Origin of the sequence: Exiguobacterium sp. BMC-KP (genome assembly GCF_001275385.1) — a bacterium.
Classification (GTDB): Bacteria; Bacillota; Bacilli; order Exiguobacteriales; family Exiguobacteriaceae; genus Exiguobacterium_A.
The window spans coordinates 1,960,438-1,983,148 of sequence record NZ_LGIW01000015.1; the positions used below are offsets into that span (position 1 = coordinate 1,960,438).

Here is a 22,711-nt window from a genome sequence, read left to right on the forward strand (position 1 = left end):
CATGGGGCGTAATCGCTCCCATGCCTTTTCTTTGGATTAATCGGTTTTTACGACATGATCGATGTACAATTGATTTTCTTCATATGTTGCCTCCAACAGCCTTCGAAAAAAAGTGTTTTGTTCGGTTTTCTCCGAAACAAACACGCGATCGTATCGTTGATGTGTCTGTTTGAGAAGACTGAATTTTAGCGTTCGAAGTTCTGAAGAAAAAAACAATTGAATACCGTGATGTCCGAAAGCATCCATTGCTCTCGATTCTTCTAAGAAGTGAAAGGATTCGTCTGGAAACAAAGTCTCAATGAACGATAGACAGCTTTTTTGAAAGGTAGTTTCGTTCTGATTTTCCATGATGGTCCGGCTCCTCTTTCTCATGATGTACTTTGAATCGTAATACAAAACTTCTGTATCTCAATACCCTGTCTTTAGACCCATTCAAACTAAACTAGGAGATATATTTTAAAATTACTCTCCTTCTATTCTATCAAAAGCTTATTGTTTATTGAATTCAAGAACGACGATTGTTTTTCCTTCATATATTGATTGCCCTTCATAACGAGAGAGTTTCGCGAATTCAAACAAGGTTTCAGGTTTGTATAAGTAATCGATCGCATAGCTTACTTTTTCTTCGCTACCTGATTTTAAATACGCATTAAATAAGAGTCGTTCGCTATCTACATGATGACCAAAGAACATTAAAGTATCATGAATCCGTCGAGTCGAAATGGACTGCTCTGATTCTCTTAGATAAGGAATATCGTGCAACGAAACGAGAAGTCTTCCATGTACACCTAAAAGTTGACGTATGTTCCGAAAGAATAATAGCAGTTCCCCACGGTTGTAATGCATGATGGTCGTACCAGGAAGAACGATCCGATCAAAGAATTCAGGACCTACGACGTCTGTCACATCATGGCTCCAGCCATATACTTTATGACGGTACGGTGTATCGATTTGATGTGTCCGAATCATTTCTGACTCGATCAAATATAAATCGTACCCCTCGTCGGATAACAGATTAAAGAGTTTTGGATCGAAGGTGCCGTAAAACAGAACCGTCTCTTCTTTTTGTAGATAACGTCGATAAAACGTCAACTCATCAATTTCTGTGATTTGCTTCGCTTCTTGATACAGTTGTCCAAAACGTTCATCTGCATAAACGTGATCGAGTACTTCAACACGTGAGTAGCTTCCTTTTCTTAAAAACGGACCAAATAATACATCACTCATGATACATCAACTCCTTGTAGTATCGAATCGCTTCCGCATAGTCTGCTCCAAGTCGTTCTGGTAACACATCAAATTGTTCTTTTTGATCGGCTTCAAGAATCCACAAAAATGCTTCGTTCGTTTCGAATAGTTGCATCGATGTTAAATCGAAAGCGAAATATCCTTCTTCATTTTGAATACCAATCAACGTCAGTGGACCGATACGTCCGATCGTTCGTGGTAATTCTAAATCTGAATAGGGTGTAACGAATCGACTTTCACCTGAAAATGATCCTGCGAGTTGATAGAGTAACGGAAATAACTCAAGTTCCTTTGGTGTGGCAAGTGCCTCAAACTGTCCTACTCTTTTCTCAATCATTAGAGAAATGTCCGAACTCAACCGATCAGTTTTCTGACGATCCGCATAGATACCATCTTCAAAGAAAAAAAGACGATATGAGCTGTTTGAGCCAACTTGTGTCGCATAATCCAATATACCGGCGAATCGTTCGTTCTGAATCCATCCGGTATCCTTCCAGCGATCCAACTGACGAGCGAGCTCTGCCCGAGATAACACCTCTAGTCGTGCTTCAAGCGGAGGGGACAGGGTATCAACGAAAGCAAGAAGGACTGGTGTTCGACTCATTAATTCAATGATTGGTAAATCGTGACGCATCGGGTGATCGAAATACACGATACTATTCACTGTCATCGATGTGAAAAAGGATGCTGGAATACGATTCAAAAGCGAACTATCTTCGATATAGACATGCCGCAACGGTTGCGGTTGGAATGGTGAAGCATACCGATGAACACCAGTCATCAAAGACAATAACTCGTTTTGAATGATGGGTAGCACGGACTTTTCATCTTCAAATATGAGAGGTAGTTCTAAACCATTTAGAAAATCGGGTTGTCCAAATACGATACCACCTTCCGATCGAATTAAATGAAACTGGACATGAAGCATCTGCTGCTGCAAATAAGCAACCAAGCGTAATGTCCGTTCTCCTTCACCCTGTAGAATAAAGAGATAATGTTCATATTCTTGAAAATCCATATAATCCAGTAAATCCTCAAACGTATGCATATCATAATCAAAAACATCTAAAGAAAAACGATGGGTTTCACAAAAGTGTCTCATCGCTGAAGAGGGACGTGAACGTTGTAACCAACCATCCTGTTCTGATACGATCGTAATTCCTATCATATGATTACTCCTTTCTGGTGAAAATCATGCAAAAAGGACTTCATCCCAAATACGAATGAAGTCCTTAGAATGATTCAAGCAGTCTTGTTTCTATCTTTCTTAGACTTAGCAATGGTTTGATCCATTTCCCGATGAGCCAAGGGGGCGACTGAGACGGTAGCAGCATTGAGACACCAAGCGCACGAATTCATGTTACGTCGCGTTTCTTTTAAGATGAGTGTCATGGGTGTACCCCTTTCTGAATCAAATACGGCGGGCAATGAAACATTGATATGAAATCAAGTAAATCTATGGTATCCCTCTGCATTCACTTCTATAATAGAAATGGATACTGAGTAACAGTTCAATTTTCATGAAAGGACGAGGATCCAATGGATCATTTCACGTCACCACAAATTGGTTTAGCGTTACGTCGTCTGCGAAAAAAACATAATCTAACGCAAAAGGATTTAGCAAACGGTATCTGCAGTCAAGCAGAAATCAGTAAGATCGAGAGTGGCACGCATTCCCCAACGATCGAATTGTTATATGCGCTATCCCGAAGGTTACAAGTTCCGATTTCTGCATTTTTAGATCCCAATCGTCAACAAGATTCATTAAAGACGATCGATGAAGACTTACTACATCGTTTTAGAAATCAAGACTTTGAGTCGATCTATAAAGAGAGTCAAAAGATTTTAGAGCAACATGATTCTTCTTTTGAGTTTGTACTATTGTACAAATACTACTATTACCTTTGTTCGTATCGGCTTCAAAAAATTGATTATCGAACCTGTATCGTTGAACTTCAAAATTTATCAGCAGATTATCTAACTTCTCATTATTCACCCAGTATGCTGATTCGTATTAAGTCAGCTATCGCGAATCTATACTCTGAAAATAAAAGTTATCAGCATAGTATTAATGTTTATGAGGAGATCCTCAAATTAAATTTTGATAGCGATGATTTAGTAACAGAAAAAATTAGAATCACCTATAATTTTTCTAAAATCTTATTAGATTTCTCTAAATATGAACAAGCTCTGCAATTGATTGATGAAGCAATTGAAGAAAGTCTTAATTTTAAAGACATGTCGGTATTAGGACAGTTATACGCTCAAAAGGGAGATTGTCTTGAGAAGTTGGGCGCGACTAAAGAACAAATTATCGGTGCGTATGACAAAGCGTATTTTTTGTTCGAACTACTCAACATGAATCAGTATAAAAAAATCATTTCTTCTATTCGAAGTGACTTTTTAAAAAATATTGTTAGTCAAAATAGTTAATTATGCTCGTGTTGTAGAGTATTCAAGTGGGATTCGCTCGATCGCTACGTCACGTTTAACTGAGTATTCAAGTGGGATTCGTTCGATCGCTACGTCACGTTTGACTGAGTACTCAAGTGGAATACGCTCGATCGCTACGTCACGTTTAACTGAGTATTCAAGTGGGATTCGCTCGATCGCTACGTCACGTTTAACTGAGTATTCAAGTGGGATACGCTCGATCGCTACATCACGTTTGACTGAGTACTCAAGTGGGATACGTTCGATCGCTACGTCTTTATGTCCAATTTGATTTGCAGCACTTACACCGAAAGTAGCAGTCAATGATAAAGCAGCAATTGCTAAACCTAGTTTCTTTTTCAAGTTCATATAAATAACCTCCTAATTTTTTTCGTCTGGCTTTGTAACAACATCATATATCCTTAGACCCCCTCTAAATATTCGAATACGAATATTTATGTTATTTTACACATTATTCATTATAACTATTACTTTTGACACGTATCATATGTCCTGAATACTGTTCTTTTTTTACAAACTATCCATCAAAGTGTTGAATTTGTGTATGAAAATAGATTCTTTTGAATATTCTATCGCTTCATTTCTTCAAATCTAAATAAAAATGCTCGTTCAACTCATTAGAGTCGAACGAGCATTTTTATTTAGATGATTGTCGCAACGCAACGACATAAAATATTCCGAGTATTAGAATCAATCCTAGTAATATTGAACTAATCGTCGTCCGAGTCGATGTATCGGGCATCCATATCCCAAGTCCTAAATTGATTGCTGCGATGATTAGGACGAGCCAAACAATTGTACGTGGTCGCATATCGATCTCCTTTCTATTCTGCCTTCCCATCGTCGAATATGCTATGGTTGAAACAACGAAGGAGGTTCTTTCATGAATAGACTTGCTGTATTCTGTGGTTCCAAAGATGGTGCCGGTCCACTCTTTCGAGAGGCGGCAGGAAAACTCGGTCAAGCGCTCGCCGCGCGCGGCATCGGACTTGTTTATGGAGGATCACGCGTTGGAACGATGGGAGCAGTCGCAGATGCTACGCTCGCTACTAAAGGTCAAGCAATCGGTGTTCTTCCCCACTTTCTTCAGGAAAAAGAACTTGCGCATCCTGGACTAACTGAACTGCATCTCGTCCACTCGATGCATGAGCGAAAAGCCAAAATGTCAGAGCTCTCTGACGGATTCATCATTCTCCCAGGTGGTCCAGGAACGATGGAGGAATTTTTTGAAGTCTTCACTTGGGCTCAGCTTGGACTTCATGAAAAGCCATGTGGTGTACTGAACATTGATGGCTACTATGATGCCTTGATCGCCTTGTTCGATACGATGGAACAACAAGGTTTCCTGATTCCAGAACATCGATCCATGTTGATTGTCGAATCAGATGCTGAACGTCTTTTAGAACGTTTTGCAACGTATGAAGCACCACGCGTCAAAACCTATATGGATCGTTCACAAACCTGATGAAAACGGAGTCTTGGACTCCGTTTTTTTTATGAATACATTTCTTGAGTTACGATGATTCCTTCTTTTTCCACTCACCTTTAGCATTCTTCATTCCTTTTACTAATTCCTACTTACATGATACAAAAAGCCAGATACCGATTGGTACCTGGCGCAGAGAATCAAAAGAAATTTAAGATAGCGTCGCTTAAATTCGCCAAAGATGGCGTCTCATCAACGACCATTAAGCTACCTGCTGCAAGTACAAGAATACCTAGCGCAGATAAGATCAATGCCGGATGTTTGATGTTTTCATCTGAATCCGTGTTTTGTTTCCCGGAACGAGCATTAGCAGCCTGTGCTTTTAAACGGTCACGCCGAAATTGATGTTGTTCCTCTTTCGACCATTTTTTATACTCCGCAAGAAACTTTTTGTATTCCGGTAAGACATCTTTCGTCGTTCCGTCGAGTCGGACTTGACCGTATTCGAGCCAAATAACGCGCTCACAAAAACTCTTAATTTGTGACAACGAGTGACTGACGAAGATAATCGTCTTGCCTTCATCCTTAAACTCGTTCATCTTATCGATACAACGATTATAGAAAGTTTGGTCACCAACGGATAGGGCTTCGTCAACGATCAGAATGTCTGCGTCGACATTGACGGCAATCGCAAATCCAAGTCGAGATTTCATCCCGCTCGAATACTTCTTGATTGGCTGATCGATGAAGTCGCCGATATCAGCGAAATCGATGATTCCTGGCATACGACGCTCGATTTCCGCATCATCCATCCCAAGCATGAGACATTTCAATCGGATATTCTCCCGCCCTGTCAGGACATTCTTTAACCCTTGTGAGACGGCGATGATCGCGACTTCACCATTGATGGCGACGTCTCCTTCGTTTGCGTAGATGATTCCTGAAATCAAGTTCGAAAGTGTGGATTTACCGGAACCGTTGATTCCGACGAGTCCAACGACTTCACCCGAGCCGATTTCAAGCGAGATATCTCGCAGTGCAGTGAATGTTTTAACGCTCTTGCTTTGATTCTTGAACAAGAGCTTGAATTTTTCTTTTGTAGTCGTAACCATGTCGAAGCGTTTCGTGACATGGTCGAGTTTAATCATAGACATGGCGATTTCCTTCCCTTAGACGAGCTCAGTGAATGATTTACGGAATTTGATATGCAAGAATGTTCCAGCTGTGAACAACAAGAGCGTGACACTCCAGAAGTATAATCCAGTTGGCCATTCCTGCCAGACCCAATGGCCACCAAGCAAACTTGCCCGGTATCCCTCGACGAGATAGTAGACCGGATTCAGGCGAAGAACTCCATGCAGAGAATCTGGGAATCGCTCGATATTCCAAAGAATCGGTGTCATATAAAAGAGCATCCGCATCATCGATTGTAAGAAGAGCTGAATATCTTTAACGAGCGTGATGAGCGTTGAAAAACAAAGTGAGAATGCGTAGACGAAAATGTACGTCGCAATCATATAGTAAGGTAACTGAAGTAGTTTCCATGTAATCGGAATCCCATTTGCGAGGATGACGATGAATACAATCACAAGCATTGCGAAGTGTTGATACATCCGTGACAAAATAACGTACGACGGAATGGCACTCATCGGGAAACGCATCTTCGTCACCATCGCAAGTCGACTATTGATCGAGTTCGATCCACGTAATAAAGCATCGTTGATAAAGAACCAAACGACGATCCCGCATAGAAGCCAGACGATGAATGGAATGTTTCCATCCACATTTTCATTCCCTCGAAGACCGATACCAAAGACGAACCAGTAGATGAAAATTTGGAGACCCGGATTGAGGAGCTCCCATAAGAGACCAAGGCGTTGTTCTGCGTGCGCGGACTTAATTTCATATCGCGCGAGCCGGCGAATCAAAGGAAAGTTTTCAACCTGTTCCCGGATGATACTTTTCATTTCTTTCAACATAAGTGTAAGTTCCTTCCGATTTCATGGTACATGTATTTGTAATTCAATGAATTCTGGATCAAATTCAAACAAAAAAACGGGTTCTGTTCGCGATTCCTCAAACGAACATTCCTCCGATCGACATGATGTATCATGTCTAATTATCCATCCCCCCTCGTTTATCTTTTAATTGTATATACACGAAGTACACTTAATCAATTCTAGCCATCCGTAAAAAGCGTGTCAACGTATAGCGTGAACCGACACCAAACTGTAGCTTTCCTAACTAAACAAATAAGAATCGACAAGGGATGCTTGTCGATTCTTCATTAAAATTAAGTATGAGTAAAATAGGGGAACTCAATTGTCGTTGGTGGAGAGGCCAGCCCCCAAATAATCAAGAAGCCCATTATACAAAGAATACCTACGAGTAGACTACCGCGCATCTTTTCATTCATTTAAACTCTCCACCTCCCCATCGCATGTGTTTTATACAATAAATTATACAATATCTTGAAAATGTTGACTATGGACTTATCTCAAAATAAGGGCAATATGTGTGCTTTCTTCATAAATAAAGTTTCCTTTGATAGAATAAAAAGATATAATGTAAGCGCAATCATTTTCTATCTTTTTTACTTTAAAGAAGAAAGCAAACGACTTGCTGGGGTTGTCTTGTCGTCGGACCTAAGAATTTACGCATTTTACAAAAGGTTCATGACACGATTGTCCGTTAAGCATTTATAGTAGAAGAAGAGGTCATCGATCGCTAGTCGACCTCATACCATCTCGAGGGAGGATTTTTATTTATGTACAAATCAAAACCGCTTTACGCGGCAGCTGTAGCTGTCGCATTGACGACATCGGCAATCGTGCCGGCTGCACAAACGACCGTATCTGCTGCTACTCATGTCAAAGTCAAAACGGTCAAATTGAAGTCACTCACTTTCACAAAAGGTGAACCCGTTAAGCTTCCGGCTACATATAAGGGAGAAAAAATTTCATGGGGTGCATACAACAAGCACATCTTCAATCGCTACCAAACGGTTCATGGCACATATGGTAAGAAAAAGCTCCCAATCGAAGTAAAAATTCACGTCGAAAACTATGTAATCAAAATCATCGAATCCGTAAAGGAACAAGTGATTTCAGTCGATCAAAAACCAGTCCTTCCAAAAAAACTAGCTGTTCTTTACGCAAACGGTAAAGTCTACAATAAAGAAATCAAATGGAGTAAAGTCGATACAAGTGAGTCAGGTACTTACTACGCGACAGGTAGCTTAACGCATAAAGGTAAAACAGTCACAACAAAAGCAAAAATCATCGTCCGTGACATCAATACAGATGATTTCAGCCTCGCCTTACTCCATACGAACGATACACACGCTTCACTTGATAACGCTCCAAAACGTGCGACTGTTATTAAGGAACGCCGTGCCGCTTACCGTGCAGAAGGAACACCGTCTCTTCTTCTTGATGCCGGTGACGTCTTCTCAGGATCACTTTACTTTAATGAGTTTAAAGGACAAGCTGATCTCGAACTCATGAACTACATGAAATATGACATGATGACGTTCGGTAACCATGAGTTTGATTTGGGTGACCAAGATCAAGGCGCCGCTTTGCAAGCCTTTGTTGCTGGCGCTGACTTCCCATTCATCACAGCCAACGTTGATTTCAGTAAAAATCCGCTCTTCAACGGAATGCAAAAGAAGACAATCACGTCTGGTCCGGAAGATGGACACATTTATCAAGGTGTCATCAAAAAAATCAACGGTGAAGAAGTCGGATTCTTCGGCTTGACGACGGAAGAGACGGTTGGAATTTCGAGTCCTGGTACAATTGCGTTCTCGAACTACATCAAGAGTGCTCAAGCGACAGTTGATAAATTCAAGGCTCGTGGCATCAACAAAATCGTTGCGTTGACACATATCGGTTACGACGATAATCCAGAAATTGACAACGACCCATTACTCGCTCAAAATGTTGACGGCATTGATGTCATCATCGGTGGTCACACACATACGAATCTCACTAAACCTGTATTGATTCCTGCAAGTGAAGAAACAAAGAAAAAAGAACCAACTGTCATCGCCCAAGCATATCAATATAGTGAATTTCTTGGTGATGTCAACGTAACTTTTGACTATAAAGGAAAAATTAAATCGTTCAATGGTTCGACAATTGAAGTAAAACCTTATGCAGCAGATCCTGGAGCAGCTGCTATTCTCAAACCTTACGCGGATAAAATTACGGCAATCAAAAACCAAGAAGTCGGTGTTGATGTTGTATCTGCACTTCCAAACCCACGTACAAGTAGTACAAATACAGTAAGTGTTCGAAACAGTGAAACTGCCCTTGGTAACTTAATTACAGACGGTATGCTTGCAAAAGCGAAATCAATTAACCCAGAAACCGTTATTGCTGTTCAAAACAGTGGTGGTATTCGCGCTGCTATCGATGCAGGTCCACTTACGACTGGTGAAATCTTAACTACTTTACCATTCGGTAACACACTTGCCTTGGTGACAATGAATGGTTCACAACTTAAAGACCTCTTTGAAATCAGCGTTGGACTTGCACCACTTGAAAATGGTGGATTCTTACAAGTATCAGGCATGAAACTTGAGTACGATGGTTCAAAAGCGAAAGGTCAACGTATCACGAAAATGACGCTTACGAAAGATGGCGGTGTAGAAGAGGCCATTGATCCAGCAAAAACGTATACAGTTGCTACAAATGCTTTCACAGCTAAAGGAAGCGACTTCTTAACACCGTTTGAAGATGCTTACAAATCAGGACGTGTGAAAGACCTCGGTCTCTCTGACTGGGAAACGTTCCGCGACTACGCGATTTCTAAGAAAACAATCGATTATAAAATTGAAGGACGTATCCTTAACGTAGATCCGGCTCTTCAAGGTAAATAAGTTCATAAAAAATGCTCCTCCCCGACGCGGGAAGGAGCATTTTTCTTATAGTGTTTGAGACGTATGTTGCTTTAACAATCGAATGATATCGTCTAATTCATATTGTTGCGCCAACATTAAAGGCGTCAAACCATCTTTATTCTTGATTGAGACGTCTGCCCCTTGTTCTAGCAATACTTTCACGGTCTGAACGCCTTCTCCTTCTACTGCATGGTGTAAAGGCGTATATTTTTGATCATCAAGCTGATTGATGTTTTCCCCATGCTTCAAATACAGTTCTACTAATTCATTATTGTTACTATATACTGCTGTGATGAACGGTCGTTCTCCAAAGTCATTGATCGCGTCCACATCACTTCCCTGCTTAAGTAACGTATCAAAGATTTCCTTCAGTCCTTCACTTGACTTCCGATACCCTAAATAGTGAAGTGCTGTATCACCATCTGCATCCACGGCTTTCATATCTCCGTCCGGTAACTCCTTCTGGACTTCTTCTAACGTGCCTTTTTGGATGGCAGCCATCAATTTCGTTTCCTGCAATCCATTCACCTTTGACTCATCCGATGAAGTGACGACAGCTTTTGCGGTTTCATTTGAAAACGAAACGTTCTGGACACTCCAGCCAATCAAAACGAATGCTACTATACTTGATGCTACCAACAAGAAACGAACAGCATGCTGCCCAGTAGGAGTCTCGCGTGACACCCAGCCTAATTCAATCAATCGTCTTTCTGTCGTTGGTGTCGCGTAGACCATTTCGCTAACGACTTCAGCTAGCGTGATCTGCCTCTTTTCAGCTAAGTATGCTGGTACATCGATTTCATCGATCAATTGATGCCGCCCGTTTTCTTTTAGAATACTCCGTATGATACTATCTGGGTCATCTACAAGATGCATAGCTTGACGATCCCGATACAAGGATACAGCCCGCAAATAAGCTGGTCTTAGAAATGGAATCCAACTGCCTAATAATAATGCGAATCGTTTTTCCTCGTCATTGTGTTTCAGACGAAGCAACTCCCGAACTCGTTCGAACTCATTTCGCTCTCTCATGGCTTTCTCTGGTAAGAAAAACACGTTCGTTCGGAACAGACTGACTCCTCTAGTGGGCGATACGTTGTCTCCGACGATGTAGATGCGTGGTGTCTTTAAATTCAAACGTTCCGATAACGCTGCGATATCATGATACAGTTCCGGAAAACGATGTTCAGTTACCTCAATTCCTTCTTGTTGCAATCGGATCACCGAAGAAAATAATCGTAATACTTTCCAAGCAAGCCAGACGACTGTTAGCCCCATTAAGACAATGCCGAAAGCGCCCAGTTCAAAAGACAGGTAGACAAGCGCCCCTACTGTCGCAATCGCATTTAAAAACAGAAGCCAGAAGTATATTTTCCCTTTCATACTAGTCCTCCTCTCTGCATATATCTATTCTCTATTCTTTAGTTTAGAATAACATTTCCAAATTTGTCGTGCCTATATTTTTCCATTCCTTACTCATTATCGGTCAAGTTTCTGTGAATTCAACGAAAAAAGCACCTTATCTTAAAAAAGATAAAGTGCTGCTGATTCAAAGTGATGATGGTTTCGGTTCACGCAGGAGATGCTTAATATCCTGGAATGTGACAAACGTCTTATTTTTAGCATCGTACAGTTTATAACGTAAAGATTTTAAGCTAGAGAACAAGCCGATCGTCGTCGCCTTTTGAAGCGGTGGCGTCGAGACGTGTGCCTTCTCTAGATGATAGTTCGGTACACGTGGACTCAAGTGATGGACATGGTGGAAACCAATGTTTCCTGTCACCCACTGTAATACTTTAGGTAGTTCATAATACGAACTGCCTTCAATTGCAGCCTTGACGTAATCCCATTCGCTTTCATCTTCAAAGTAAGAATCCTCGAATGTATGCTGGACATAAAATAACCAAATACCGAGTACGCCTGCTGTAAACATCGTTGTCCCTTGGATGATCAAGAATGCTTGCCAGCCAATCCAGTAAATCAAGAGACCGTATAAAACGATCAGTGATACGTTAATCAGATATGTGTTGAGACGCTCTTTCTTCCGTGCGTCTTTCCGATTAAAACGACTTGTCACCAAAATCAACAGTAGCGGACCCAGTCCGAACATGACGAGTGGGTTCCGGTAGAGACGATATTTCAATCGCGTCCATTTTGATGACTCGATGTATTCTTCGATCGTCATTACCCAGATGTCACCGACGCCTCGCTTGTCCAAATTACCACTTGAAGCGTGATGAATCGCATGTTCTCGTTTCCACTTTTCGTACGGAAATAGAGTTAGCACACCTGTGATGGTTCCTACGATCGCATTGGCTTTTTTATTTTTGAAAAACGAACCATGTGTACAATCATGGAAGATGATGAACATCCGCACGACGAATCCAGCGGCAATCATCGCGAGAGGTACTGCGAGCCAGACTGAAATATGAAGTGCTTGATACGCCAAAAACCAAATGACGAGAAACGGCAGGATCGTATTGATCATCTGTCGAATGCTGGCCTTGATATCTGCCTTTTCAAAAGGCGAAACATGTTTGCGCAGCTGTGCGATTTTTTCTTTACTCATGTATTACTTCCTCCTCGAGTTGTTCCAGCGTTCACGACGCTAATGATGATGATGCCTAAAAAATGAAAGAATTGAGCGGCGTACGTGACGATGTCCTCGGAGATTCGAACGTAATCATGCCCGTATTGATTAATCGCTTGAATATTTTTAGTACCAAGTAATGATATCATATCACATATTGTCTTGGATTTTGATTTATTAAAAAAGTTTTTAAAAAAATAGCCTTTCCGATTGGAAAAGCTACCGTCGTGTTTTAGACAATTGGCGGTGACACCAAAATCTGTTCAGCATTCCATTGTAGTCGATCGACGACACTTGCTCCACACCGTTGTTCAATCTGATGATACGCTGGCATAAGCCCAAGACGATCTGTTGCTTTTTTAGCATTCGATGCAATGAAATGGGCCCATCCCTCTTGCAGCGCACGCTGACAAAACAGCCTCTTCTCTTCTCCGTGATGTCCAAGAATACTGTGTGTCGCTAGTTGACAGCGTACACCCTTTTCCATCAATCGAATCAAACGTTCTGGATTTTGAAGAAGTTCCGCGTTATCTTCCGGTTGCGCAAGGATCGGCAGGTATCCGTCTTCGAGTAGTCCTAGCATGATTTCTTCTGTATATATGGGTAACGGATCATCCGGACAATCCACTAGTAGATACGCCGTATCCGCTAACGTCAAGACGTGACCTTGATGAACAGCATCACGTAAACCAAGTGTTAAGCGGACCTGATGTCCCGGATAGACTAGAACGGGAATCTGTCGCTGGGCGAGTAAAACATTCAACTCCGCTACGATCAATTGCACTTCTTCTGCTGTCGCATGCGTCGCATAAGGTGTCGCGATGATTCGGCGCACCTCTTCCGCAGCAGCACGTTGTGCCATCCGAATCGTCTCTTCGACATGAGTCGCGCCATTGTCCGTCAGCGGTAAAAGATGGTTATGAATATCGAGCACCGTCCTACCTCCTTTTCCATTCGTCTCTACAGAAAAAATGATATCATAAAAGCAAACGGAAAATTCATACAAATCTTGACGTTAGAAGGAAGGAGGCCGTCCTATGCATCGTGCCTTATCCGCTTTACAATTTTATACCTCTCATACGGAAGTCGAGATCAAGCGCCTCCATGAACGCATCCTGCTGTCCTTATCTTCATCTTCTTCACTTCATGCGACCTGCCTTCATCTTACAGGTACAGCCCCCTCTCGACATTTTCAACAAGATACGGTTCGGCCGGAAGAGTGGAAACGATTTTTAGAAGGTCATCCAAACGAGAGTATCGCTGACTTTTATGGATTCATCACCTCTGTTCCTTTACTCGATGAAGGAGACGAGATGCCACTTCCTCAGACGGAATCACCTCTTCAGGTGTCGAAAAAACGATTCTTCTCCTGGCGAATCGTATATCTCGCGCTCGCTTGCTTTTGTTTTGGTGCGCTTGCTACATGGGGGTACCAGACATGGATGAAGAAAGACGTGATCTATCATTTTGTATCAACAGAATCGAGTCCGATCTATCGCCATGCTGACTCTTCGACCGTTCTTCAATCCGCAGTATTTGGTGATGCGTTCCCTGTCCTAGATATCGTCAAGGATCGCGCGCGTATTCAGCTTCCTGATCGGACACAAGCTTATATGAAAGTGAGCGACCTGTCCGAAAAAACGATCGGTTCGATGATGACGGATCAAGCATTGTTGACATGGACAAACGAATACATGGCGCTCCCGAAACAAACACAAGCGACAGATCTATTTGACGATCCTGCTACGACATGGGCGGGTCTCGGATCTCCGAAACAAAAAATCAAAACGGCTTTGGACGAAACGTGGACGTATGATTCATTTACCGTACACATCATCGATGATCGGGCATACGCCATCGATTGGAAGAACCCTCGTCTTTCTCAAAAAGAATTGGCGCGTCTTGGAACGTTCCAGCGGACGAATACGGCGGGACGACTGCGGTTAAGCACCCATTATCATTTACAAATCATCGAGTCCGAGTCGCGTATTCAACTGATTCGTTTAACGAAACGGATGTAAAGCAAAATCCAGAAAAAACCTCTCTGTTTATGCTATTATTAGATAAATAATGGAATTAATCGGAGGGTACAACATGAATATTTTAGTAACAGGAGGCGCTGGCTATATCGGAAGCCATACCTGCCTCGAACTGCTGCGAGAGGGTCATGAAGTCATCGTCGTCGACAATTTAAGCAACAGTCATCGAAGTGCTCTTGAACGCGTCGAGCAGATCGCGAAACAGACGGTCACATTCTATGAAGCAGACGTACGGGATGAATCGGCACTAGAGCGGATCTTCCAAAACCATGCGATTGACGCCGTCATTCACTTTGCTGGTTTAAAAGCAGTTGGTGAATCGGTATCTCGACCACTGTTCTACTATCAAAACAATCTGATCAGTTCCCTCGTCTTACTCGAAGTAATGGAACGTCATGATGTCAAGAAGCTCGTCTTCAGTTCATCTGCGACAGTTTACGGTGTGCCTGAGACGACACCAATCACCGAGTCTGCTCCGCGCTCTGCGACGAATCCTTACGGGGCGACGAAACTGATGATCGAGCAGATGCTTGAAGATATCGCCCATGCTGATCCGACCTGGGACATCACGTTACTCCGTTACTTCAACCCGATTGGGGCGGATATGAGTGGTCTCATTGGTGAGGATCCAAACGGTATCCCGAACAATCTGATGCCTTACGTAACACAAGTCGCTGCTGGAAAACTCGATACCCTTCAAATCTTCGGCAATGATTACGATACGGAAGATGGTACAGGTGTCCGCGATTATATCCATGTCGTCGATCTAGCAAAAGGACACATCAAGGCGCTCTACCACGATCATTCCGGTATCGAAGCGTTCAATTTAGGAACGGGTCAGGGAACGAGTGTGCTTGAACTCGTTGCGACGTTCGAAGACGCGACGTCTTTGCAAATCGATCGAAAAATCACGGTGAGACGTCCGGGAGATGTTGGTTCGTGTTATGCGGACGCTTCCAAAGCAGAACGTTTACTCGGATGGAAAGCAGAAAAAAACTTGTATGACATGTGTAAGGATGCTTGGCGCTGGCAGTCTAAGAATCCGGACGGCTATCAAAAATAATAGGTATGGCAAACTGTTTTATCTGCAAGCTAAAAAGGGCGATCCATTTCCGAATTCGTATCGGAAGTGGATCGCCCTTTTAAATTTAACGACATCCTCTTTCTCTGCTTAAAAGAAACCTTTCATTACTTCACATCCAGGAGCGATTCAATCGTTCACTCCATCGTGTAAAGCGCATCGAGCGTTGCGGTAAGACCATTCGACAAAACGTATGATAATCAATGTCTGAGACGTACTGGATGAGTCGAATCAGCGCAAATGCAAACGTTAGTGTCGATCCGATCGCAAAGCTGAGACCGTACCCGGAAAAACCGAACGGTGCGATCAACAAGGCTAAAATCCCGTTAGAGAAGAAGAACACGCATGAAATCCATGCTGCCCCTTTTTGATCTTCAAAATACAGTAACAAGAGTGTCAATACGAGAACCATCGCATTCGAGAACGCACCAATCGTCGTCATTTGGAAGATACTGATCGTTGCTTCCGGTAATGCGAGATAACCGAGTAACGTCGAGGCGAACAATAAAGTGAACAGCGTAAACAATCCTTGATTTCGAAACAGTCGTTGTAACTCCTGACGTAAGACAAGCAACATGGCGTCCCGCGCTTTTTCGACTTGATCCAGCGTTCCGCCTTCATTCGCGTATCCATAAAAAATGCGATATCGTTCATAAAAACGCGTCTCGACGGAAACGACGAAAATCGTCATCGTCGGAATGACCGTCAAATAGGATAAGAAGATGGCCGTATCGTATAACGGATGATAACGGAATGTCCCAAGATGAACAGCACCTCCATCTGAGAACCAGATGACCCAGTTCCCGACCCACACACCGATATTGTAGAGAAAGCTCGTCCAAAAGAGTGCTGGGTAACGATCAAAGTAACTCAAGTAGGTAAACTGATTTTTCGTCCCGCGTTGCGGGAACGTCAGCAACATCGAGGTGAATAGACCGAATAACGTGACGACCATACCGAATGTAAAGCCTGCTGTTAAGGCAAGACTTGGTGTAACGAGTCCCGTTACATACTCCATCAAATATCGATCAATGAGTAAGACCGATCCGACAGCTACGATACCGCCAATCAAAAAACTGTACGCGACAGCTTGATAGAACTTCGCGGCACTTAAGAACAAGAAATGGACCCAAATCAGATTAATCGTCATGAACAGAATGAAAATCAGTCCGTTCAACAAGAACGGAAGTTGTGAGAAACTGAGGAAGATGAGAAAGACGATACTGCCTAACGCCATCGTCATCTTTGTCATTCCTAAAAATGCAGGAAACAGATCTTCATATCGCTTCTCATAAAAACAATCTGCTAAATATCGAGTGACGACGAGTTGCTGAATACCGAGCAACACTTGTGAAAAAATGAAGCTATATGAGACGACCAGATTGAAGGTCGTCCGTTCTTCAAAAGAAGCAATCGACAGGAACGTCGTCAGCCACTGGGTCACAGCGATGGTCAAGATGACGATTAACCATGGACCGGACGTGACGAGCCCCGCAAAGGCGTATGCTTTTAGTCGTGATGAGAAATAGTCTTCTTGAAATAATTTTTGAAGCTTAAACCCGATGCCCGCCATACGTCAGCCCCCTCTCTTGATACAATGTTTGATACTCTGAGATGAAACGGTGCGTCTGATAATATGCAAGCGCGCGCTCTTTCCCATTTTGGCCGAAACGAATCGCTTCTTCGGGATGTGACTGGAACCACGCACACCGCTCCGCGATCCGACGCGGATTGACTGGTGGTACGACGAATCCAGCCGGACCGTAAGGATCATCCTCACGTCCATTGATCAGCTCGGAACATGCACCGACATCCGTCACGACCCACGGTATCCCTGCAGCCATGCCTTCTAAGACAGCAAGCGGTTGACCTTCTGAAATACTCGTCAATAAACAGACATCAAACGATGGCAGATAACTCCGAATATCGACCTTTCCGACGAGTTTTACACTCGCAGATAGTTCAAAGAGATCGATTTGTTCTTGGCACTCACGGGCGTATTCCGGATCCTCTTCGAGCGGACCCATGATCGTCATTTCGAATGGAACCTGCATTTCCTGTAAGACCTTCGCGGCATGAATCATCGTCTTGATATCCTTGATCGGAACGATACGGACGATCGCACCGATTCGGAGTACATCTTGCTTCGGAGTATGTCCTAATGCAGCAAGCCCCGTCGCATCGATTCCATTCGGGATAACACGAATTTTTTCAGCAGGCGCACCAAGTTCGCGTTGCAATTCTCCATTTCGGTCAAAGAGCGTAATGATATTGTCTGCTCCCGCGTAGGCTTCGCGCGATAAATGATGAAAGAACTGGACCCAGTGCATGCGGTATTCTTGTGGAATCCACATCGCTTGGACGAGTTCTTCCTCCCGTTCTCGTGAATAAATCCCATGCTCCGTCAAGACGAACGGAACATGCTGTCGCTGTTTGATCGCTGCTGCGACGAGTCCTGCATATCCAGTCGATGCGGAATGGATCAGATCGACAGTTGGTAAGTCGGCTTGTAACAGTTCAAGAACGGGTGCATACATGCTACGCCACATCCATAAATAATCGATGAAGGAGCCGGCTTGTCGTTCTTCCCGGTAACTCGTCTTAACGAGATCAAAAAAGAGACGGCTTGAGAAAAATTGAGTCGACGTGCCGATCGCTTGACCAAAAAGCGGGAAAATCGATGTGTTCGTCGCCTGAAATCGCATCCATCGTTTAATATCTTCTTCCTGTTCCGGCGTCAACGTCTGTTTTAACGGACGTGTCTCATGCGTTTGATCAAGTGCAAGATTCGTCACACCGACGACGTTCGCAGGAAGGGTGTACCGAAAGTCCGCTTCGGTCATGCGTGTAGGTGTAATCGTGATCAGTTCAAACTCATGCTCTGTCATTTGTTGGATCAACATATGTGCCCAACTGGCGACGCCACCACTGACATAGGGATAACTCCCTTCTAACACTAAACCAATCTTCATTGGGATCCCTCCAGTACCGGTATGCGCGCGAAGTTCTTCTTGAGTTCTACTTCGTATAAATCGTCCGCATCTCCAAGTTTTCGCACCTGCCCGTATGCGAAGGACCCGGTCTCAAGTTTTCCTTCATTGACACGAACAACCATCTTCGAAGGAAGAAGCATTTGACTACCTGAAATCTCAATCGCTGTTTTAGAATAACGAACATCGATTTTCGATTCTTGATACAGCTTCATTTTTTTGTATCCATCGTACTGCGTCATACTCTCGAGATACGGATAATCCGTATGGATCGTTTTGAACATCTTTTCAATCGAACGTTCCATCTTCGGCCACCCTTGCCCTTTTGAGCGTCGTTCATCGAGGACGTCATCCGGGTGAATGAAGTGCGAGACAAGTCCGAAGTTCGCGACAGCATCCGCTAAGACAAACATGTCTTCAGGCGATTCATTATATCCACTTGTGATCCGTGGGAAGTTATAGAGATTCTTATAAGTCGAATCTGGCTCGAACTCTTGAATGTAACTTCCTTTTGAGGGGTCTCCGATATAAAGAGACGCGATGATCAATCCATCAGGAAATGCTTCATTTAAGACGGATAAGCCCGTTGGACCGATAATGTTCGAAGGTGGTACATAGCTACGCAGTTGCTCCTTCGGGAAGAAATACTGATGTGCTGCTTTTACTTTCTCGATGCCTTTCACCATCTGTTTACGGTTCACCCAGGTGATATATCCGAGACTTGGATCCATCGTCTCACCGTTAAGAACGAGCGGTTGGTGGTTGTATCCGTGTAACCCAAGTTCTCCACCCATCTTCAATAATCCCCGTCCGAAGTTCAGCATCGGAAAACGAATATTTTCAATCAATTGTTTTTCCGTATCATAAATCGCATTTTTATAGCTTCCGATAATAAATCCAGAATAAATGAGATCTTGTTCCTTTGCGATCCGTTGCATGTCTTTCCACCAGACTTCTGCAAAGAAATCTTTGACGGTCAAATCATAGTTTTTCTGAATCGCTGGATTGGAGGCATCCGGTACGGGTGCCGGGAAATCATCGAAGTGCGCCAGCTTCACAGCGACTTGCTGACTGACGAATGTCGGAAATAGCAACGAAAGTGACTGAACGAGTAAACCGCGCGAGTTTTTTTCGAGCAACGAAGAGGTATTCCAGAACAAGACCTCTCCTTTTCCATATTCATGGGTCCATAAGATCGGATTCCCGTCTGCCTCGATTTTGACATCGGCATCTTTTAATGTCACATCCGCGATACTATGGACGAACAAGTTAGAAGTCTTCGGTAAATCGATATACCCGGGAAATAAGTCTTTTTTAAACGTCATCCCGTTGACATCCTCTTTAAAATCACCAAAGCGCTTTACCCCTACTAAGTCGCCCCATTTCGGATCAATGAATCGACCAGCGATGTATAAGCGACCACCTTGTTGGACGAATTTCCGAATGGTCTCGTACGGCCATTCCTTCGTATGTTCGCCGGATAAGACAAGCACTGTCCGGTCACTTGGTTGAAGTGTCTTAATGTCTGATGTACGAATCCGTTGGTGATCGATTTTCGCATATTTCAACGCGTACGAGAAATTTTCGATTGCGCCTTTTGACAGGTCACTATCGTTTTGAAGCAAGTAGACACGAAGTGCCTCTCCTTTTGCTTCAGTCGTTTTCGTATTTGCCGTCTCGAATGAACGGACCTTCGTTTCTTCAGAAGGAATCAGTCGATGCGGGTAATCGAGACGAAACAGCTGTACGATACCCATCGTCACGAATAACACGGCAAATAATCCAATGAGATAGCCGTAAGGTTTCTTATTCATTGGTCTCCTCCCTCCAAACGTTCCAATATGAAGCGATGTTCTTCTAAAATATCTTCAACTGCTACTTCTGTTCTTAACTGACGGAGCACTGGTCCGATCGAAGTCCAGTCATTTCGTCGAAAGTAATAGCGGATTAACGCGAGATATCCGTCTGGCAACGTCGGATGGATATGAATCATCTCTTCATACGACGCGATCGCCTTCTCATTTTTTCCGTGTCGAAGCGCCAACTCAGCTTCTGCTTCGATCCGAGTAAGGTCAGTCGGATAAAAGGCTCTCATTTGCTCAAGTACAGCATCGAGCCTGTCATCCAAACGATGAATACCACCTTCGTCCAATAAACCGCTCTCGAGGAAGGTTCGACATTCTTGAATGAAGAGATGATACGTCGTCACGTCTATCGGATTGAGTTGTTGTTCCCGTAGCCGAAGATTAGCTTCATAACGGTCGAACAGAGAGTTTCGAACCGTTGCTGCGTAGTGAACGGTTTCCGAGTCGTCATGATCGAGTCCGTATTGCAAATACTTTCCGGTCTCCTTCAAGGATGATGTCGTCAAATGAATCATCGATTGCTTCCGGCGTTTCGCATCCATGTTCAATGCCTCCTTGATCGGAACCATCTCCATATTGTCTGCTGCTTGCTGTTGAAGTCCTTCGAGATTCATCACGTCGAACTGCACATATTCATCGTAATCCAGTAATGTATCGGAAGAAGCAAAACGACGCGAAATCAGATACGCGAGTCCCCCTAGTAGTTCGCCAAGAAGCGGTAGGACGGCACTGAACAAGCAAATGAATGTTAAAATCCCTCGCTCTTGCTCTGGCAATCGAAAGACGAGTACGCGATAAGCCAACACGATCAGCAAAAGATGAAGGACATAAAGAACGAGTAGGAGTGTCGTCATTGGACACGTCCTCCTTTTTGAACGTACACAGCCTTGATTCGTTCGAGGAATCGGTTCGCATGTTCTTGAGGTGTTCCAGGTAATAAGAACTGAAGGTGTTCCGTGTCTTCATCAAAACCGATTAGATCAATTTCACGCATCGATTGCCGCAAAATCAATTCTAGTTCAATCAGAGAAAACGGTGTATTTCGAATATCAAGCTGAACGAGACTATAGGGCTGACCATAATGTTCGCGTCTATATTCTTGGTATTTCACTTTTTCATCAAAGTGCTCTCGCTTGAAAATATGCGTCCCTTCAATTAATTCGTGTCGTGTCTCGATCCATTCCATCAGCATCGCTTTTTCGATACGCGATCCTGTCCAATCAACGATCAATTGCATGACGTGCATCTCATAGTTCGTCAAGCGCTCAAAAGCAATCGATTGAATAACGACGACTTCCTGGATGCGTCCATCATAACGGATCGGTGCTAAGAGTAACGGCACATCCGTCTCATCAATTGTTCGGATGGCAATCGCCTGTTTTTGGAACATCCGTTGGTAGATGCCTTGTTCTGGGTCGATGAACATTGTTTGTGGCAACAGTTCCTTATCACCGAAACGAATATGCAACCGAAGCGTACGACGTGACGCATCAACGTGGTAGATTGCAATTTCCTTCGCATCAAAGGAGTCTTGTAAGATTTGCACGAGTTTATCCCGTACAATGTCCGCAACGGATTGATCAAGTTCTGTTCCAATCCGGTAAATGTTCGTCAACGTGTGATTGGATTCAAGTACTTTGTTACGCATTGCCTCTTGCGCAACGCGTAATTTTTCGAGCGTATCGCGCAACCGTTCGTTCTCTTCTATCACTTCCTCTTGGCGTAAACGTAAGGATAGATAACGTTCTTGGAAAGAAGTACTGAACATACCGCAAGAAATCGCGACTAGGAAGTGCAGGATGATCCATGACAATTCACCTCGGTCATAAACGAAGAGTAAGACGTCTTCGCCCGCCCAGGCGAGAGAACTCAAATGATAGATCATCGTAAATAGGAAACTCGCGAAGGCCCCGAGGAGTCCGTAGCGGAGAGAAAAAAGCAAAATATAAAAAATAAGTGGGTCAATCGTCCATTTTAAGATTGAAAGGTTAAACATATAGTCTAAAGTGCCGATAATAAGAATACTAACGATCATCTCAATCCACTTTATGCCTTGTCGGTGCTGAGTATATATCATTTTATTCACTCCTTTTGTTGTTTATCGGTATGAAG

Annotated in this window: 20 protein-coding genes; 5 read left to right on the plus strand and 15 right to left on the minus strand. The window is 43.3% G+C overall.

The genetic code is table 11. The annotated features are described in order from the left end of the window. Positions 1-36 precede the first annotated feature (36 nt). The 3 genes from ADM98_RS15840 to ADM98_RS15850 all read right to left on the minus strand — a co-directional run bounded on the left by ADM98_RS15840 (position 37) and on the right by ADM98_RS15850 (position 2,416). Positions 37-348, minus strand: a complete 312-nt coding sequence (locus tag ADM98_RS15840) for a hypothetical protein (RefSeq protein WP_053454325.1) — start codon at positions 346-348, stop codon at positions 37-39. A gap of 141 nt (positions 349-489) precedes the next feature. Next, positions 490-1,227, minus strand: a complete 738-nt coding sequence (locus tag ADM98_RS15845) for a hypothetical protein (protein WP_053454326.1) — start codon at positions 1,225-1,227, stop codon at positions 490-492. Beyond that, a complete protein-coding gene (locus ADM98_RS15850; RefSeq protein WP_053454327.1) occupies positions 1,220-2,416 on the minus strand; it encodes a hypothetical protein in 1,197 nt (398 codons plus the stop codon). The genes ADM98_RS15845 and ADM98_RS15850 overlap by 8 nt, the downstream gene beginning before the upstream one ends. A 371-nt stretch (positions 2,417-2,787) precedes the next feature. On the opposite strand from ADM98_RS15850, the gene ADM98_RS15855 reads away from it, so the two are divergent. Further along, positions 2,788-3,681, plus strand: a complete 894-nt coding sequence (locus ADM98_RS15855) for a helix-turn-helix domain-containing protein (protein ID WP_035396046.1) — start codon at positions 2,788-2,790, stop codon at positions 3,679-3,681. Here the strand turns inward: ADM98_RS15855 and ADM98_RS15860 are convergent, their stop codons facing one another. Continuing rightward, positions 3,682-4,050, minus strand: a complete 369-nt coding sequence (locus tag ADM98_RS15860; protein ID WP_053454328.1) for a hypothetical protein — start codon at positions 4,048-4,050, stop codon at positions 3,682-3,684. A 289-nt stretch (positions 4,051-4,339) separates the two neighbouring features. Next, positions 4,340-4,513 (minus strand): hypothetical protein, encoded by a 174-nt coding sequence (locus ADM98_RS17505; protein ID WP_200904904.1) that lies wholly within the window; start codon positions 4,511-4,513, stop codon positions 4,340-4,342. Between the two features lie 72 nt (positions 4,514-4,585). Between ADM98_RS17505 and ADM98_RS15865 the strand changes: the two genes are divergently transcribed. Beyond that, positions 4,586-5,167: a TIGR00730 family Rossman fold protein gene (locus ADM98_RS15865; RefSeq protein ID WP_053454329.1), complete on the plus strand. Its 582-nt coding sequence runs from the start codon at positions 4,586-4,588 to the stop codon at positions 5,165-5,167. 161 nt (positions 5,168-5,328) lie between these two features. Here ADM98_RS15865 and ADM98_RS15870 read toward each other — a convergent pair whose 3' ends face one another. Both ADM98_RS15870 and ADM98_RS15875 read right to left on the minus strand, forming a co-directional pair. Beyond that, positions 5,329-6,282 (minus strand): ABC transporter ATP-binding protein, encoded by a 954-nt coding sequence (locus ADM98_RS15870; protein ID WP_053454330.1) that lies wholly within the window; start codon positions 6,280-6,282, stop codon positions 5,329-5,331. Between the two features lie 15 nt (positions 6,283-6,297). Next, complete coding sequence (locus tag ADM98_RS15875) at positions 6,298-7,095, minus strand: ABC transporter permease (protein ID WP_235504914.1); 798 nt, start codon at positions 7,093-7,095, stop codon at positions 6,298-6,300. 800 nt (positions 7,096-7,895) lie between these two features. Here ADM98_RS15875 and ADM98_RS15880 point away from each other — a divergent pair. After that, positions 7,896-10,013, plus strand: a complete 2,118-nt coding sequence (locus tag ADM98_RS15880) for a 5'-nucleotidase C-terminal domain-containing protein (protein ID WP_053454332.1) — start codon at positions 7,896-7,898, stop codon at positions 10,011-10,013. Positions 10,014-10,058: 45 nt separating this feature from the next. Here the strand turns inward: ADM98_RS15880 and ADM98_RS15885 are convergent, their stop codons facing one another. The 3 genes from ADM98_RS15885 to ADM98_RS15895 all read right to left on the minus strand — a co-directional run bounded on the left by ADM98_RS15885 (position 10,059) and on the right by ADM98_RS15895 (position 13,558). Beyond that, on the minus strand, positions 10,059-11,417 hold the full coding sequence (locus ADM98_RS15885) for an ankyrin repeat domain-containing protein (RefSeq protein WP_053454333.1): 1,359 nt from the start codon (positions 11,415-11,417) through the stop codon (positions 10,059-10,061). 166 nt (positions 11,418-11,583) lie between these two features. Further along, positions 11,584-12,603, minus strand: coding sequence for a fatty acid desaturase (locus ADM98_RS15890; protein ID WP_053454334.1), 1,020 nt, complete (start codon positions 12,601-12,603; stop codon positions 11,584-11,586). A 253-nt stretch (positions 12,604-12,856) separates the two neighbouring features. Further along, positions 12,857-13,558, minus strand: coding sequence for a tyrosine-protein phosphatase (locus ADM98_RS15895; RefSeq protein ID WP_053454335.1), 702 nt, complete (start codon positions 13,556-13,558; stop codon positions 12,857-12,859). 103 nt (positions 13,559-13,661) lie between these two features. Between ADM98_RS15895 and ADM98_RS15900 the strand changes: the two genes are divergently transcribed. Both ADM98_RS15900 and galE read left to right on the plus strand, forming a co-directional pair. Next, positions 13,662-14,645 (plus strand): hypothetical protein, encoded by a 984-nt coding sequence (locus ADM98_RS15900; RefSeq protein WP_053454336.1) that lies wholly within the window; start codon positions 13,662-13,664, stop codon positions 14,643-14,645. Between the two features lie 73 nt (positions 14,646-14,718). Continuing rightward, entirely contained in the window at positions 14,719-15,726 is a 1,008-nt protein-coding gene (gene galE, locus ADM98_RS15905) for a UDP-glucose 4-epimerase GalE (protein ID WP_053454337.1), read from the plus strand. 130 nt (positions 15,727-15,856) lie between these two features. On the opposite strand, the gene pelG is transcribed toward galE, so the two are convergent. The 5 genes from pelG to ADM98_RS15930 are packed head-to-tail and all read right to left on the minus strand — an operon-like array spanning position 15,857 to position 22,676. Further along, the gene (gene pelG, locus ADM98_RS15910) at positions 15,857-17,317 is read right to left on the minus strand and encodes an exopolysaccharide Pel transporter PelG (protein ID WP_053454338.1); all 1,461 of its coding nucleotides are present in this window, start codon (positions 17,315-17,317) and stop codon (positions 15,857-15,859) included. Further along, positions 17,298-18,716, minus strand: coding sequence for a GT4 family glycosyltransferase PelF (gene pelF / locus ADM98_RS15915; protein WP_053454339.1), 1,419 nt, complete (start codon positions 18,714-18,716; stop codon positions 17,298-17,300). Before pelF ends, pelG begins: the two co-directional genes overlap by 20 nt. Beyond that, positions 18,713-20,548, minus strand: coding sequence for a DUF2194 domain-containing protein (locus ADM98_RS15920; protein WP_053454340.1), 1,836 nt, complete (start codon positions 20,546-20,548; stop codon positions 18,713-18,715). Before ADM98_RS15920 ends, pelF begins: the two co-directional genes overlap by 4 nt. Continuing rightward, entirely contained in the window at positions 20,545-21,453 is a 909-nt protein-coding gene (locus tag ADM98_RS15925; RefSeq protein ID WP_053454341.1) for a hypothetical protein, read from the minus strand. Before ADM98_RS15925 ends, ADM98_RS15920 begins: the two co-directional genes overlap by 4 nt. Then, positions 21,450-22,676 (minus strand): GAF domain-containing protein, encoded by a 1,227-nt coding sequence (locus ADM98_RS15930; RefSeq protein ID WP_053454342.1) that lies wholly within the window; start codon positions 22,674-22,676, stop codon positions 21,450-21,452. Before ADM98_RS15930 ends, ADM98_RS15925 begins: the two co-directional genes overlap by 4 nt. Between the last annotated feature and the right edge of the window lie 35 nt (positions 22,677-22,711).